Origin of the sequence: Nonomuraea sp. PA05, from assembly GCF_008086045.1 — a bacterium.
Lineage (GTDB): Bacteria > Actinomycetota > Actinomycetes > Streptosporangiales > Streptosporangiaceae > Nonomuraea > Nonomuraea monospora.
In genome coordinates, this window is sequence record NZ_VSEY01000036.1 from 60,311 (window position 1) to 73,577 (window position 13,267).

Below are 13,267 nucleotides of genomic sequence, written 5' to 3' on the forward strand. Positions count from 1 at the left end.
CCCTCATGCGCCCTTGACGGCGGTCAGCAGGCGCATGCCTCGCGGACCGACCTCGTCGCGCCGGACCACCAGCCCGGCCGCCGCGCACTGCGCGGCCAGCCAGTCCGCGCCGAGGCGGAGCTTGGGGTAGCTGCTCACCTGCTGCGTCCAGGTCTCGCCGGTACGGGTGTGCAGCAGGTCATGGACGAGCACGACGTCGTCGTCGCGGTAGTCCAGGAAGCAGGTGAGGAGCTTGTCGGCGGTGCCGCGTACCTGGATGAACCGGTCCGTGCCGGTCAGTGGCCCGGTGAGGTCGCGGTAGGTGACGACCAGGCAGCCGTCCCCGGCCAGGGCCGTGGCGACGTCGGCGAGCAGGGCGGTCACATCAGCCTTGGCGGGCAGGTGGGTGAGCGTGTCGCCCATGCAGACGACGGTCCGGACCTCGCCGGGCCGGGTGATCAGCGGCAGCGCGGAGCGGAGGTCGGCCCGGACGGGGCTGATCGCGGGCAGGTCCCCGGCGGCGGCGGCCAGCTCGCCGAGCAGCGCTTCGCTGGTGTCGACGGCCAGCACGCGGGAGAAGCCGAGCCGGGCCAGGGCCAGGCTCTGGTTGCCCGGCCCGCAGCCCAGATCGACCGCGGTCGCGCCCGCGCCCGCCGGGGTGACGCCGAGGCCGCGCAGCAGGTCTGCCTGCTCGGCGGCGAGGGCGTCCAGGTCGCCGCCCAGCATCCAGGTGTAGTGCTGGGCGAGCAGCCGGTCGTAGTGGTCAGCGGCGGCGGTCATGAAGCATCCTCACTGTGGCGGACGGGCTTGCGTCGGACGGGCTTGTGGTGGGCGGGTGTGGGGAGCGCCGGGGCACGGCCAGGTAGGACAGCAGCAGCCCGGCGAGACTGAGCGCGGCTCCGGCCAGGCCCGTCCAGCGCAGCCCGGCGGCGGACACGACACCGGCGCCGATCACCGAGCCCACCGCGTGAGCCAGCATGAACGCGGCCACGTTCACGGTGACCGCCAGCGTCGGAGCCGCGCCGGCGCGGCGCAGGATGAGCGTCTGCAGCGGCGCGACGGTGGCGGTGGCCAGCAGCCCGAGCCCCAGCACCGCCACCGCCGCCGCCGGCCGGTGCACGACGGCCAGCGGCAGCAGGGCGAGCAGCGCCGTCAGGCACGCGAAGACGCCGCGCAGCGTCGCACCCGCCGAGCGGTCGGCCAGCCGCCCTGCCACCAGGTTGCCCAGGAGACTGCCCACTCCGTACGCCAGCAGCAACCAGGAGACGGTGGCCGGGGAGAACCCGCTGACCTGCGTCAGCATCGGCGCCACGTACGTGAACACCGCGCCGACCCCGGCGAAGCCGACGGCCGTGGTGGCCACGCACATCAGCACCGGCCGCCTGGCCAGGACCGCGACCTCCGCCGCGACGCTCGTGGGCGGAGCCGCCACGCGCGGCAGCGCGACCGCCATCAGCGCCAGGCACAGCAGCGCCAGCGCGGTCAGCACGGCGAACGGGAACCGCCAGCCCAGGCCCTGGCCGAGCGCCGCGCCGAGGGGCACGCCGAGCAGGTTGGCCACGGTCAGGCCGGAGGTCACGGCGGCGATCGCCGTCCCCGCGCGATCGGGACCCGCCACGGTGGTGGCCACGATCAGCGTCAGCGCGAACAGCGTGGCATGACCGGTCGAGGCCAGCACCCGCCCGGCCAGCAGCGCGGGGAAGCCCGGAGCCAGCGCGCTCACCGCGTTGCCGGCCGCGAAGACCGCCATCAGGGTGAGCATGAGGCCCTTGCGCGGCAGCCGTACGGTGAGCATCGCCACCAGCGGCCCGGCGATCACCGTGCCGATCGCGTAGGCCGTCACCGCCTGCCCGGCGACGGCGACGGAGACCCCCAGATCGGACCCGATCTGCGGCAGCAGCCCGGCGACCAGGAACTCGGCGGTGCCGACGACGAAGACGCTCACGCACAGCGCGGCGATCGCCGGAGATGATCGTTGCATGCGGTGGAGGTTAAGCTCTGACATCCATGTCAGAGTCAACTGGAGGAAGCGTGCGGATCGGGGAGTTGTCGCGGCGCACCGGGGTGCACGAACGGCTGCTGCGGTACTACGAGAAGCAGGGGCTGCTGTGGCCGGAGCGGGCGGCCAGCGGCTACCGCTACTACCAGGAGTCGGACATCGACACCGTCATGCGCATCCGCCGCCTGCTGTCGGCCGGGCTCAACACTGAGACCATCGCGCAGGTGCTGCCCTGTGTCCGCGTCAAGGCGGGCAACCTCGTGCCGGTCTGCCCGGAGATCGTCGACGACCTGCGGCAGCAGCGGGAACGCATCTCCCGCGCCATCGGCGAGCTGGTGGCCTCGCGCGAACTGCTCGACGCCGTCATCGCCGCCGCGCCCCGCGCGCTCTCGCCCGGCCTCGCTCAGAGCCCCGCATGAGTGCGCAGACGGCGAAGCTCACCTCGCGTTGCCGGGCCTGCGGAGGCACCCTGATCCGGCAGGTCAACCAGTTCGTCGACGACGCCGGCCGGCTGTGCTGGGACACCGGGTTCAGCTGCGAGTCGTGCGGTGACGGTGGCTGCGAGGATTTCGGCTCGGGCGAGACACCCGGCTACATCCGCGACGCCCTGCTGGCGGAACACGGGCCGAGCCGGTTGCGGCTGGCCGGCCCCGTGGCCGGTATGGTCCCGGTTCTGAAGGTGCTGCGAGAGGAACTGCGGGTGTCGCTTCCCCAGGCTCGCGAGCTGGCCGGAGAGCTGGCCGGCCCCGGGCTGACGGGGACGTCGGCGGAGATGGAGTATCTCAACCTGCGGCTCCGGCGGCGGGGCATCGCGGCCGAGGTCCGCTCAGACGGGCCGGAGGGAGGATGAGCGTACGCCTGTGCCCGGTCACGAGGGGCCCGGTCACGAGGGGCCCGGTCACGAGGGGCCCGCTCAGACCGCGACGACGATCTTCTTCCCGGCGTGCAGCCCCTTCTCCAGGTGGCGGTGCGCCTCGGCGACGTCGTCGAGGGCGAACACCTGGTGGATCGCGGGCCGCAGCGCACCGAGCCGCACCCCCGCGTTCAGGAACGCCGCCATGCGCCGCACCACGACGGGGTCGAGGGTGTGCTCGAAGCTCCGGTAGCTGAGGATCGTGACCGCCGCGTCCACCGGGGACGGGGTGGGCCCGGGGTCCAGGAAGCCTGCGGCGAGCAGCGTCCCGCCGGGCCGGGCCGCTTTCACCAGCTCCCCCTGGCCGGGGCCGGTGACCAGGTCGAGGACGATGTCGGCCCCCGCCCCGCCGGTGAGGGAACGGACGGCGCCGGCGACGTCCGAGGTGGCGACGACCGCGGCGGCGCCGGCGGCGAGCAGGTCGTCGCGCCGCGCGGTGTGCCGGGTGACGGCGATGGGCACGGCGCCGATCTGGTTGGCGACCTGCATCGCCGCCCGTCCGACCCCGCCGGACGCCGCGGTGATGAGGACGTGGTCGCCCGGCCGCATTCCCGCCTTCTCCACGAGCGCGCCGTAGGCGGTGGAGAACGCGACCCAGACCGCCGCCGCCTCCGGCACCGAGAGCCCGGCAGGACGGGGGATGACCTGGCTCGCGGGCAGCGTGGTGTGTTCGGCGTAGCTGCCCCTGGCGCTCGCGTCCGGGATGGCCGCGAGGATGACCGGATCGCCGACGCTCAGCCCGACGACCCCGGAGCCCAGCGCGTCCACCACGCCGGTTCCCTCGCAGCCGAGGCGAGCGTGCGGCAGCGGGACGGGCGCCGGCGAGTTGCCGGAACGCATCATCTGGTCGAGCGGGTTCACCGCGAACGCCTCGATCCTGACCCGTACCTCCCCGGCGCCCGGCTCGGCGACCGGCTCCTCGACGACGCGCATGACCTCCGGCCCGCCGAACTCGTCGAACACGACGACTCTTGACATGGTGACTCCTTCGCATCGCTGCTGGTTACGTGCTCACAGAAGACGTTACGGAGCCGGCGGTTACCTCCTGGTACCTTCGAATGTCATGCAGAACGTCGCGGGACCGTCCTTCCTCTCCGACTGCCCCACGCGGCTGGCGGTCGAGATCATCTCCGACAAGTGGTCCGTGCTCGTGCTCTTCGGGCTCAGTCAGCAGCCCCGCAGGCACGGTGAGCTCGCCGCCCTCATCGGCGGCGTCTCACGCAAGGTCCTCACCCAGACGCTGCGCAGGCTCCAGGAGTACGGCCTGGTCGAACGCCGCGAGGAGGCGCCGCGGCAGGTCGAGTACAGCCTCACCGACCTGGGCCGGACCCTCGTCGAGCCCATCGAGGTCCTGACGGCCTGGGCCAGGGACCACGGCGAGGCCATCGTCGACTTCCAGGAGGCGGCCGCCGCCGCGCGGCACAACTGAGCAGCACACCGTCACGTCGGTGAGGGTTCGCCTGTTCGTCAGGCGCGGTTGGTGATCCCGATCGGCGCCCGCGCCAGGCTCGGGGAATGCTCGACCACGAGGCCGCGCCGATGCGCCTGACCGTTCTCGGCTGCCGGGCGGGGATGCCCTCGCACGGGGTGGCCAGCTCCGGCTACCTGGTCACCACCGGTGCGGCCAGGCTGCTGCTCGACTGCGGGCCCGGGGTCGCCACCGCGCTCAGCGGCGTCATCCCGCCGGGGAGCCTCAGCGGCGTCGTCATCAGCCATCTGCACATCGACCACTGCTACGACCTGCTGCCGCTGGGCCGCAGGATCCTGTCCGACCAGCTCACCGACCCGTTCGCGGCGCACGACGTGGACGCGCTGCGCCCGGCGATCCCCCTCTACGTGCCCGCCGGCGGCCGGGACCTGCTGCTCGGGCTGGCGGCCCTGTTCCCGCTGTCGACCGCGCCGATCCTGGACCGGGTCTTCGAGCTGGCCCTGGACGTGCGGGAGTACCGGCCCGGCGAGGAGTTCGAGCTGGGCGACTGCCTGGTCACCATGCACGCCCTGCGCCACGCGCTGCCCAACTGCGGCGCCCGCGTCCAGGGGCCCGCCGCGACGCTGGCCTACACCGGCGACACCGGGGTGACCGACGCCCTGCACACCCTGGCGGCGGACGTGGACCTGCTGCTGGCCGAGGCCACCCTGGACGACACCGACCGCTCCCGGCACGGCCACCTCAGCGCCGCCGACGCCGCCCGCGCCGCGCAGAAGGCCAACGCCGCTCAGCTCATGCTCACCCACCTGCCCGGCGGCGACGCCACGCGCAAGGCGCAGGCCGAGCCGCACTTCGACGGCCCGGTCCACGTGGCCGCCCCGGGGCTGGTGCACGATCTCGTCTGAATGGGACGGCCGTCAGCCCTCCCGCAGCACCTCGGCGAGGTGCCGGTGCCCCACCGTCTCGAACCCGACCACCGTCACGGCGGGCGCGAACATCAGCACCACCAGGCACCACGCCATGCTCACGCCCAGCCCGGCCAGCACCACCGCGAGCACCAGCACGCCCACGGTGCCCGCCAGGAGCAGCAGGTGGAACGGGTCCCGATGCCGCATGAAGATCAGATAGAGGGCGTACAGCGCCAGAACGTAGAGCGACACGGGCACCGCGACCGTCAGCACCGTGGCGGTGCTGCCCAGAACGGCGGCTCCCTCCAGGAAGTACGCCGCCACGTGCAGCCCCGCTCCGGTGGCGGCGATGGAGCCGAACAGCAGGACGTGCCCGACGCCCCACCCGTACGCCCGCTCCCGGTGCCGCTCCAGCATCTCGGCCCACGGGATGGCGAAGTACGTCCACCAGATGCCGAACGTCAGCCCGATGCCGGCCACGGCGAGCAGCGCGGCGTCCACGGTCCAGCGGTGCTCGGTGTGCACGAGCGCGTTGAGCGCCGCGACCGTGCCGAACACCCCCTCGCCCAGCGTGATCAGCACCAGCAGGCCGTGCCGCTCCGCGATGTGCCGCACGTGCCACGGCGTGGCGCCGCGCCGCTCCGCCAGTACGGGACCGGCCACCTCGACGGCGAACAACGCGACGCAGCACGGCAGCAGCCACGGCACCGGCAGCGCCAGCAGGGCCAGCACCACCCACCCGGCCTGCGCGGCGCCGATCGTCCACACGTACTTGCGCGCCGCGGGCGCGTGCGCCGGATCGTGCCGGGCCGCCATCACCCACAGGAAGATCATGGACGTGCGCATCACGACGTACCCGAACACCATCACCCGGTTGTCCATGGTCGTCCCCCGGTCGAGGGAGGAGAACATGTCCTCGATGCCGAGCGTCAGCACGATCACGCCGACCATCTGCACCATGGTGGCGATCCTGAACACCCAGTCGTCGTTGTCGTAGGCCGAGGCGAACCAGGAGTAGTTCATCCAGCACCAGGCGACCGCCCCGACCGCGAAGAGGAAGCCGCCGGCCGCCGTGCCGAGGTGGCCCTCCGCCAGGTAGTGCGCCAGCTCGTTCGCGGCGGTCCCGAACGCGACCACGAAGGTCAGGTCGAACAGCAGCTCCAGCGGGGTCGCGGCGCGGTGCGCCTGCCCGGGGTCGCGGCCCGACAGCGGCCGGTGCCGGTGGTTCCTGCGGTGGCCGGTCTCAGCCATGACGCTCCAGGGGGGACGGAGAACTCCCGCACATCCTCGCATCGCCGTTTCGCCCTGAGGAAGGCCGGTCGGCGGTGATCACACCGCACGCCCCGCGAGCTCCGGGGCTCCGGCGGCCGCGTAGTGCCGGATCAGCCGGTCGCAGATCGCCGTCCAGGTGCGGCCCGTCCGGCCATGCGGCGGCGGAGCGCCGCTGGTTCCCGCGCAACAACGGATCTCGGGGGTGGCGTTGCTGGGGGCGTTCACGTACGCGGTGATACTGAAGCGGGTGGAGCCGATCGGCCTGCCTGTGGGGGAGCGCCCGGAAGGGTCCCGTCCCGGGCTATCCTGAGGCCGCCCGATGATCATCGCTCGATGGGGAGAGGGACATGCGGGAGGAGCGGGAGCGGCCCGGCGCGCGCCGGGTCCGGATGATCGACGTGGCCGACTCGCTGGGCCTGTCCCGGGCCACCGTCTCGCTGGTGATGCGCAACAGCCCGCTGGTGTCGGCGGCGACCAGGCAGGCCGTCCTGGCCGAGGCCGAGCGGCTCGGCTACATCTACAACCAGGCGGCGGCGAACCTGCGGACCCAGCGCAACGACCTGGTCGGCCTGGTGATGCCGGACGTGATCAACCCGTTCGTCGGCGAGGTGTCGCTGGGCGTGCAGGAGGTGCTCGGCGAGGTCGGCTTCTTCGTCATGATCGCGAACATGGTCGACGACCTGGACCTCCAGGAGCAGATCCTGCGCTCGCTGGTGGAGCACCGGGCGGCGGGCGTGGTGACCATCCCGGCGCTGACCTCGAAGGCGGAGCACCTGGCCGGCATCAGCCGCAGCGGCCTGCCGACGGTTCTGCTGCTGCGCCACATCGAGGGCGTGGACCTGCCGTTCGTCGGCACGGACGAGGCGGCCATCGGCCGGCTCGGCGCGGAGCACCTGCTCGCCGTGCACGGTTGCCGGCGGGTCGCCTACTTCGGCGGGGACACGCTGGCGTCGCCGCGCGTCGGCAGGATGGACAGCTTCCGCCGGGCGGTCGCCGAGGCGGGCGCGGGCTGGGACGAGTCGTGGTCGCAGCCGCTGGAGCCGAGCGCGGAGGCCGCCTGCCGCAGGGCCGCGGAGCTGCTGGCCGCCGGGCCCGCGCCCGACGGCGTGCTGTGCCACAGCGACAACGTCGCCTACGGCCTGGCCAGGGCGCTGCGGCTGGGGGAGCGGGACGCGGTGCCGTGCGCGGTGCTGGGCATCGACGACCTGCGCCAGTCGGCGATGTGGAACCCGCCGATCAGCAGCATCGCGACGGACCCGGTCGAGCTGGGCCGGGTCTGCGGCCGGGTGCTGCTCGCGGAGATGGGCCTGAGGGTCGAGGGCAGCCCGGTTCCCCCGGCGCCCGAGGTGCACGCCCGCGCCTCCTGCGGCTGCCACTGACGCCTCCTAACCCGCTTTACCTACATTCCATGTGGGTTTTATGCGGTATGGTTGACCCGCCGGGTTAGATCGATCTAAATTTGCCCGCACCGCGGTGGTGAAGCCTGTACGCGATAGGGAAGGCCTCGGATGTCCACAGTTGTCCGCTCCTGGCGCCGGCGCGAGGACGGCGTCGCCCGCCTGATGCTGCTACCGGCCTTACTGCCGTACCTGGCCTTCGCGCTGCTGCCGATCGGCTGGTTGTTCTGGTTCAGCCTCCAGCGCTGGAACGGGTTCTCGCCCCCGCAGTTCACCGGGGCGGCCAACTACCAGCGGATGCTCGGCGACGGGCAGTGGTGGCTGGCCGTGCTGAACACGCTGAAGTTCGGATTCGGCCGGCTGATCATCGAGATCCCGCTGGCCCTGGCGCTGGCGTACGTGTTCTTCCGCGGGGTCCGCGGCGGCACCGTCTACCGGACGATCCTGTTCCTGCCGCACGTGCTGTCACCGGCCATCGTCGGCATCATCTTCGTCTTCCTGCTGCGGGAGACCGGCGGGCCGGTCAACCAGCTCCTCACCGGCTGGGGCCTGCTGGACGAGCCGATCCGCTTCCTCGGCGAGGCGGGCAACGCGCTGGGCAGCCTGATCGGGGTCGGGGTCTGGGCCCACCTGGGCATCAACCTGCTGCTCTTCTTCGCCGGCATGATGACGATCCCGAACGCGCTGCTGGAGAGCGCCGCCCTGGAGGGCGCCGGCCACTGGCAGACGCTGCGGCACATCGTGCTGCCCATGCTGGCACCCGTCACCCGCGTGGTGGTCCTCATCTCGATCATCGGGACGCTGCGCAGCTTCGACCTGGTCAAGACGCTCACCGACGGCGGCCCCGCCGGGAGCACCGAGGTGATGTTCACCTACCTCTACCGGTTCTTCTTCGAGCCCGAGTCGGTGCCGCAGATCGGGTACGCCGCCGCGCTCGGCGTCACCGCGAGCGTGGTCGTCGGCATCATCTCCGTGGCCTACCTGCGGATCAACCGGAGCGGGAGGACCCCGGCATGAGCGCACCCGCCATCACCGAGACCCGGACGGCCACGGCCTCCCGGCAGCGGCCGGTCCGGCGCCGCCTCCGCCCGGGAACCGTGCTGCTGCACGTGGTCCTGGCCGCCGCGGCCCTGATCATGCTCTCCCCGCTGGTGTTCGGCCTGTTCGCGGCCGTCTCGCCGCTGGAGCAGATCCTCAGCAGGAACGGCGGGATCCTGCCGCGCGTCTGGGAGTGGGGCAACTACGTGCAGGCCTGGACCACGGCCAGCTTCTCCCGCTACTTCGTCAACAGCGTCGTCGTCACCGCCCTGGTCGTGGTCCTGGACACCCTCGCCTCCAGCATGACCGGCTACGTGCTGGCCCGCAGACGGCTGCGCGGCCAGCGCCTGCTCGAAGGCCTGTACGTCGGCACCCTGTTCGTCGGCCTGACCACGGCCACGCTCTACCCGCAGTACATGATCGCCCAGGCGCTCGGCCTCGACAACCTGCTCGGCATCGCGCTCGTCCAGCTCGCCGGCATCATGCTCGTGCACATCTTCCTGATCAAGGCGTTCGTGCTCGGCCTCGGCACCGAGATGGAGGACGCGGCCCGCGTCGACGGCTGCGGCCTGTTCGGCACGTACTGGCGCATCGCCTTCCCCCTGATGCGCCCGATCCTGGCCACCACCGTGATTCTCGGCTTCCAGGCCTCCTGGAACAACTACCAGGTGCCCCTCGTCTTCTCGCTGGCCGCGCCGGACCTGCGCACCCTCGTCGTGGGGGTGAGCGCCCTGCAGTACGACGCCGCCGAGGGGATGACGCCGTACAACACGGTGCTGGCCGGCGCGAACATGGCGCTGGTGCCGATCGTGGTGATCTTCATCGTGCTGCAGCGGCACTTCGTCCGCGGCTGGACGGACGGGTCGGTGAAGGGATGACCCTCCTCACCCCTGACGGCGCCCTGATGCGGGCCTGGTCCCGCTGGTGGCTGTGGGCCTGGACGAGCGCCTGCTGGCTGCTGCTGAGCCTGCCCGTGATCACCGCGCCCGCGGCCACCCTGTGGCTGGTCGCCCAGCAACGCCGCCGGTCCGCAGGCGAGGCCCCGCTCGGCGCGGCGGAGACCGTGCGGTTCCTGGGCCGCCACCTGCTGCCCGCGCTGCGCCTGGCCTGCTGCCACGCGGGCATCGCCGCCCTGGTGCTGATCGGCCTGCTCGGGCCGTCGCCCGGCGGCCCCTACGGCTGGCTGGTGCTGGTCACCAGCGTGGTGGCGGGCGCGACCTGGCTGCTCGTCGCCCCGTGGTCGGTGCCGGCGTTCGCGCGGACCGGCCGCGCGTTCGCGGCGCTGCGGGCGGCGTACGTGCTGGCGCTGTCGCGGATCGAGTCGGCGCTGCTCGCGACGGCGGCCGTGATCGCCGCCGCGGGCGCGCCCTTCGTCGCGATCCGCGTGCCGTACCTCGGCCCGCTGCTGGTGGTCGCCCTTCCGGCGGCCACCGCCAGCCTCGTGATCACCCTGTACGACCGGGCCGCCGCGGTGCGGACCCCCTCTTCGCCGGCCGGGCCACGCCCGGCCCCGCTCCTCACGCCCGAGAGAGGCCCCCGATGAACCACACCACCCTGACCCGCCGCGGCTTCCTCGGCACGCTCGCCGCCGGGGCCGCCGCCACCCTCACCGGCTGCGGCGGCTCCACGACCGGCTCCACCGATCCGGGCGAGCTGACCACCATCGTGGTCTGGGACCGGGCCGGCGCGCACGCCAAGGCCAGGCAGGAGTTCTTCCGCACCTGGAACGCCCAGCAGGGCAAGGCGCTCGGCATCGAGGTGCGCTACGAGCCGCAGGCGACCGACAAGTACGAGGAGATCGTCCGCCTCGGCTTCCAGACCAAGCGGGCGCCCGACGTCTTCCACAGCCCGTCGGCGCAGCTCGGGGCGTTCGTCGCGGCCGGCTGGGTCCGTCCCCTGCGGGAGCTGGTCGGCAAGGCCGTGCTGGACGCCGCGGCGCCGTACCACCGCAAGAACAGCGAGCTGGTCTGGGGCGGCCAGCCGTACGCCATCCCGACCACGTCCTTCACCAACCGCATGATCATCAACGTGGAGCTGTTCGAGAAGGCCGGGCTGGACCCCGGCGCGCCGCCCGCCACCTTCGGCGAGGTCCGCAAGGCCGCCGCGGCCATCACCAAGGCGGGCGGCGGCGACGCGTTCGGCATGATCGTCCCGATCAAGGCGACCGGGTTCCGGCAGTGGAGCGTGGACGTCCCGGTGATGGCGGGCGACGCGGCGCTCGCGCAGTTCGGGCTGTTCGACGCGGCCACGCAGAAGTACGAGCCGGCCAAGTACGAGCCGGTGCTGGAGCTCTACCGGGCCTTGATCACCGACAAGACCGCCTACCCGGGCGCCGCGACCCTGGCAGCCGACGTCGCCATCAACGCCTTCGGCAAGGGCGAGGCCGGGATGTACATCACCAGCAGCGCGATCGTCTCCTCACTGGCCGACCTGGGCAGCACCGTCAAGGCCGGCGCGGCGCCGCTGCCGGTGCCGGACGGGCAGCGGCTGGTGCGCTCGCCCATGAACGCCGGCTACCCGTACGCGATCTCGTCCACCTCCCAGAACCCGGAGAAGGCGGCCAAGGTGCTGGAGGTCATGGCCGGCAACGGGGTGCAGGAGGCGCTGGCGGCCAAGGCCGCGCCGCCGCTGAACGCCGCCGTGTGGGACTCGGCCGCGATCAAGGACAACGCGTTGCTGCAGCAGTTCAAGCCGGGTGAGCTGGATCAGCAGTGGCCGAAGACGCCCGGCGGGCTGCTGCAGGTGGAGGGGGAGAGCGTCGATCAGACGATCGAGAAGCTGCTGCTCGACCCGTCGGCGGCGATCGGGCCCGCGCTCACCGGGATGGCCGGGCGGCTGCAGGCGGCCTACGACGCCGCGGTAAAGGCGGGGGAGCTCGACCCGCGGGAGTTCCAGGCGTGACGACGGCTCCGAACGTCGTCATGGTGCTGGCCGACCAGTGGCGAGGGCAGGACCAGGGCTGGCTCGGCGGCGCAGACCTCCCGGCGTTCCGGACCTGCGCCTCACCAGGCGCCCGTACGTCCCAGGTCCGCACCCCGAACCTGGACCGCTTGGCGGCCGGTGGCGCGGCCGTCGCGGGTGGGCTGGCCAGCTCACCCGTGTGCGGCCCCAGCCGCGCCGGCCTGCTCACCGGCAGCCTGCCGCACCAGCACGGCGTCGTCGCCAACGACCTGCCGCTGTCCCCGGAGCCGGCCACGCTCGCCACCGCCCTGTCCGCCGCCGGATACCGGACGGGCTGGATCGGCAAGTGGCACCTGGCCGGCCTGCCCCGCGACAAGTGGGTGCCCCCGGCCGCGCGGCCGGGCATCGGCTACTACGCCGGCGTCGACTGCTCCCACCAGCACGTGGACGGCCACTACTACACCGGGCCAGGCGACCGGGTCGCGTTCACCGGCTACGAACCGCAGACCCAGACCGGCCTGGCACTGGACTTCCTCGCCGGAGCGGAGCGTGACGGCGGCCCCTTCTTCCTCACGATCTCCTACAACCCGCCCCACGACCCGTACGACTCGGTGCCCGCCCACCTGCGCACCGGCTACCCGGCCGACCGGATGACGGTGCCGCCCAACACCCCGGACACCCCCGCCCAGCGTGAGCTCCAGCGGCTCTACTGGAGCGCGATCACCGCCGTGGACACCGAGCTCGGTCGGGTCGTGGCCGGGCTGGACCGGCTCGGGCTGCGCGGGGACACGATCGTCGTCGTCACCTCCGACCACGGCGACCTGCTCGGCGCCCACGGCCTGCGGGCCAAGCAGAGCCCGTACGCGGAGGCCGTCCGGGTGCCGATGGTGATCAACGGGCCGGGCGTGCCCGCGTACCGGCCGGACGGGCTGCTCGGCCTCACCGACCTCGCCCCGACCCTGCTCGGGCTGCTCGGCCTGCCGCCGATCGGCGCGTACGGCCGCGACCTGAGCGACCGGCTCCGGTCCCGAGGGCCGCTGCGCGAGGAGCTGCTGATCGGCAACTGGGTCAGCTTCGACAACGGCTACGACCAGGGCATCGGCGAGTGGCGGGGGTTCGTCACCGGCGAGCTGACCTACGCGCGCAAGGCCGGCGGGCGGCCGTGGCTGCTGTTCGACGACCAGGCCGACCCGTGGCAGCTCCGGAACCTGGCCGCCGATCCGGCGTCGGCCGGCCGGGTCGCCGAGGCCGACGCCCGCCTGACCGAGCTGCTGGCCGAGGCAGGGGACGCGGTCCTGCCCGCCGAACGGCTGCTGGCCGAGCTGAACCTGATCGACGACTGGAACGCCAGGGAGTCCGCCCTGCGGGGCGACCGGGCCAGGCCGCTGCCGGCGCCCGGCCGCCGACCGCCCTTCGAGGAGTGAACCCGTA

Annotated in this window: 15 protein-coding genes; 10 read left to right on the forward strand and 5 right to left on the reverse strand. The window is 72.9% G+C overall.

Annotated features, from left to right (window positions below; all coding sequences use genetic code 11):
* Positions 1-3: 3 nt before the first annotated feature.
* Together FXF51_RS43130 and FXF51_RS43135 are read right to left on the reverse strand one after the other, a co-directional pair.
* Positions 4-759: a class I SAM-dependent methyltransferase gene (locus tag FXF51_RS43130; RefSeq protein ID WP_148440573.1), complete on the reverse strand. Its 756-nt coding sequence runs from the start codon at positions 757-759 to the stop codon at positions 4-6.
* Positions 743-1,960: an MFS transporter gene (locus FXF51_RS43135; RefSeq protein WP_148440574.1), complete on the reverse strand. Its 1,218-nt coding sequence runs from the start codon at positions 1,958-1,960 to the stop codon at positions 743-745. The genes FXF51_RS43130 and FXF51_RS43135 overlap by 17 nt, the downstream gene beginning before the upstream one ends.
* A gap of 50 nt (positions 1,961-2,010) precedes the next feature.
* Between FXF51_RS43135 and FXF51_RS43140 the strand changes: the two genes are divergently transcribed.
* Both FXF51_RS43140 and FXF51_RS43145 read left to right on the forward strand, forming a co-directional pair.
* Positions 2,011-2,397, forward strand: a complete 387-nt coding sequence (locus FXF51_RS43140; protein WP_148440575.1) for a MerR family transcriptional regulator — start codon at positions 2,011-2,013, stop codon at positions 2,395-2,397.
* Complete coding sequence (locus tag FXF51_RS43145) at positions 2,394-2,828, forward strand: hypothetical protein (RefSeq protein WP_222871717.1); 435 nt, start codon at positions 2,394-2,396, stop codon at positions 2,826-2,828. Before FXF51_RS43140 ends, FXF51_RS43145 begins: the two co-directional genes overlap by 4 nt.
* A 63-nt stretch (positions 2,829-2,891) precedes the next feature.
* On the opposite strand, the gene FXF51_RS43150 is transcribed toward FXF51_RS43145, so the two are convergent.
* Positions 2,892-3,869, reverse strand: coding sequence for a zinc-dependent alcohol dehydrogenase family protein (locus tag FXF51_RS43150; protein WP_148440576.1), 978 nt, complete (start codon positions 3,867-3,869; stop codon positions 2,892-2,894).
* A gap of 85 nt (positions 3,870-3,954) precedes the next feature.
* Between FXF51_RS43150 and FXF51_RS43155 the strand changes: the two genes are divergently transcribed.
* Positions 3,955-4,320 carry a winged helix-turn-helix transcriptional regulator gene (locus FXF51_RS43155; RefSeq protein ID WP_148440577.1) on the forward strand — a complete coding sequence of 122 codons (366 nt, stop codon included), beginning with the start codon at positions 3,955-3,957 and terminating at the stop codon, positions 4,318-4,320.
* Positions 4,321-4,406: 86 nt separating this feature from the next.
* Entirely contained in the window at positions 4,407-5,225 is an 819-nt protein-coding gene (locus tag FXF51_RS43160; RefSeq protein ID WP_222871718.1) for an MBL fold metallo-hydrolase, read from the forward strand.
* 12 nt (positions 5,226-5,237) lie between these two features.
* Here FXF51_RS43160 and FXF51_RS43165 read toward each other — a convergent pair whose 3' ends face one another.
* Together FXF51_RS43165 and FXF51_RS61265 are read right to left on the reverse strand one after the other, a co-directional pair.
* A complete protein-coding gene (locus FXF51_RS43165; RefSeq protein ID WP_148440578.1) occupies positions 5,238-6,479 on the reverse strand; it encodes a low temperature requirement protein A in 1,242 nt (413 codons plus the stop codon).
* 78 nt (positions 6,480-6,557) lie between these two features.
* Complete coding sequence (locus tag FXF51_RS61265) at positions 6,558-6,725, reverse strand: hypothetical protein (RefSeq protein WP_187414897.1); 168 nt, start codon at positions 6,723-6,725, stop codon at positions 6,558-6,560.
* A gap of 122 nt (positions 6,726-6,847) precedes the next feature.
* Between FXF51_RS61265 and FXF51_RS43170 the strand changes: the two genes are divergently transcribed.
* From FXF51_RS43170 to FXF51_RS43195, 6 genes are all read left to right on the forward strand, one after another.
* Positions 6,848-7,879, forward strand: coding sequence for a LacI family DNA-binding transcriptional regulator (locus FXF51_RS43170; protein WP_148440579.1), 1,032 nt, complete (start codon positions 6,848-6,850; stop codon positions 7,877-7,879).
* 129 nt (positions 7,880-8,008) lie between these two features.
* Entirely contained in the window at positions 8,009-8,914 is a 906-nt protein-coding gene (locus FXF51_RS43175) for a carbohydrate ABC transporter permease (RefSeq protein ID WP_148440580.1), read from the forward strand.
* A complete protein-coding gene (locus FXF51_RS43180) occupies positions 8,911-9,813 on the forward strand; it encodes a carbohydrate ABC transporter permease (RefSeq protein WP_148440581.1) in 903 nt (300 codons plus the stop codon). Before FXF51_RS43175 ends, FXF51_RS43180 begins: the two co-directional genes overlap by 4 nt.
* Positions 9,810-10,478: a hypothetical protein gene (locus FXF51_RS43185; protein ID WP_148440582.1), complete on the forward strand. Its 669-nt coding sequence runs from the start codon at positions 9,810-9,812 to the stop codon at positions 10,476-10,478. Before FXF51_RS43180 ends, FXF51_RS43185 begins: the two co-directional genes overlap by 4 nt.
* Positions 10,475-11,836, forward strand: a complete 1,362-nt coding sequence (locus FXF51_RS43190; protein ID WP_148440583.1) for an ABC transporter substrate-binding protein — start codon at positions 10,475-10,477, stop codon at positions 11,834-11,836. Before FXF51_RS43185 ends, FXF51_RS43190 begins: the two co-directional genes overlap by 4 nt.
* On the forward strand, positions 11,833-13,260 hold the full coding sequence (locus tag FXF51_RS43195) for a sulfatase-like hydrolase/transferase (RefSeq protein WP_148440584.1): 1,428 nt from the start codon (positions 11,833-11,835) through the stop codon (positions 13,258-13,260). The genes FXF51_RS43190 and FXF51_RS43195 overlap by 4 nt, the downstream gene beginning before the upstream one ends.
* Positions 13,261-13,267 lie beyond the last annotated feature (7 nt).

Bases quoted from the DNA above. Each gene is read 5' to 3' on its own strand.
- FXF51_RS43175 (WP_148440580.1), top strand. From the start codon at position 8,009: ATGTCCACAGTTGTCCGCTCCTGGCGCCGGCGCGAGGACGGCGTCGCC.
- FXF51_RS43180 (WP_148440581.1), top strand. From the start codon at position 8,911: ATGAGCGCACCCGCCATCACCGAGACCCGGACGGCCACGGCCTCCCGG.
- FXF51_RS43170 (WP_148440579.1), top strand. From the start codon at position 6,848: ATGCGGGAGGAGCGGGAGCGGCCCGGCGCGCGCCGGGTCCGGATGATC.
- FXF51_RS43190 (WP_148440583.1), top strand. From the start codon at position 10,475: ATGAACCACACCACCCTGACCCGCCGCGGCTTCCTCGGCACGCTCGCC.
- FXF51_RS43135 (WP_148440574.1), bottom strand. From the start codon at position 1,960: ATGCAACGATCATCTCCGGCGATCGCCGCGCTGTGCGTGAGCGTCTTC.
- FXF51_RS43185 (WP_148440582.1), top strand. From the start codon at position 9,810: ATGACCCTCCTCACCCCTGACGGCGCCCTGATGCGGGCCTGGTCCCGC.
- FXF51_RS43150 (WP_148440576.1), bottom strand. From the start codon at position 3,869: ATGTCAAGAGTCGTCGTGTTCGACGAGTTCGGCGGGCCGGAGGTCATG.
- FXF51_RS43160 (WP_222871718.1), top strand. From the start codon at position 4,407: ATGCTCGACCACGAGGCCGCGCCGATGCGCCTGACCGTTCTCGGCTGC.
- FXF51_RS43165 (WP_148440578.1), bottom strand. From the start codon at position 6,479: ATGGCTGAGACCGGCCACCGCAGGAACCACCGGCACCGGCCGCTGTCG.
- FXF51_RS43145 (WP_222871717.1), top strand. From the start codon at position 2,394: ATGAGTGCGCAGACGGCGAAGCTCACCTCGCGTTGCCGGGCCTGCGGA.
- FXF51_RS43130 (WP_148440573.1), bottom strand. From the start codon at position 759: ATGACCGCCGCCGCTGACCACTACGACCGGCTGCTCGCCCAGCACTAC.
- FXF51_RS43155 (WP_148440577.1), top strand. From the start codon at position 3,955: ATGCAGAACGTCGCGGGACCGTCCTTCCTCTCCGACTGCCCCACGCGG.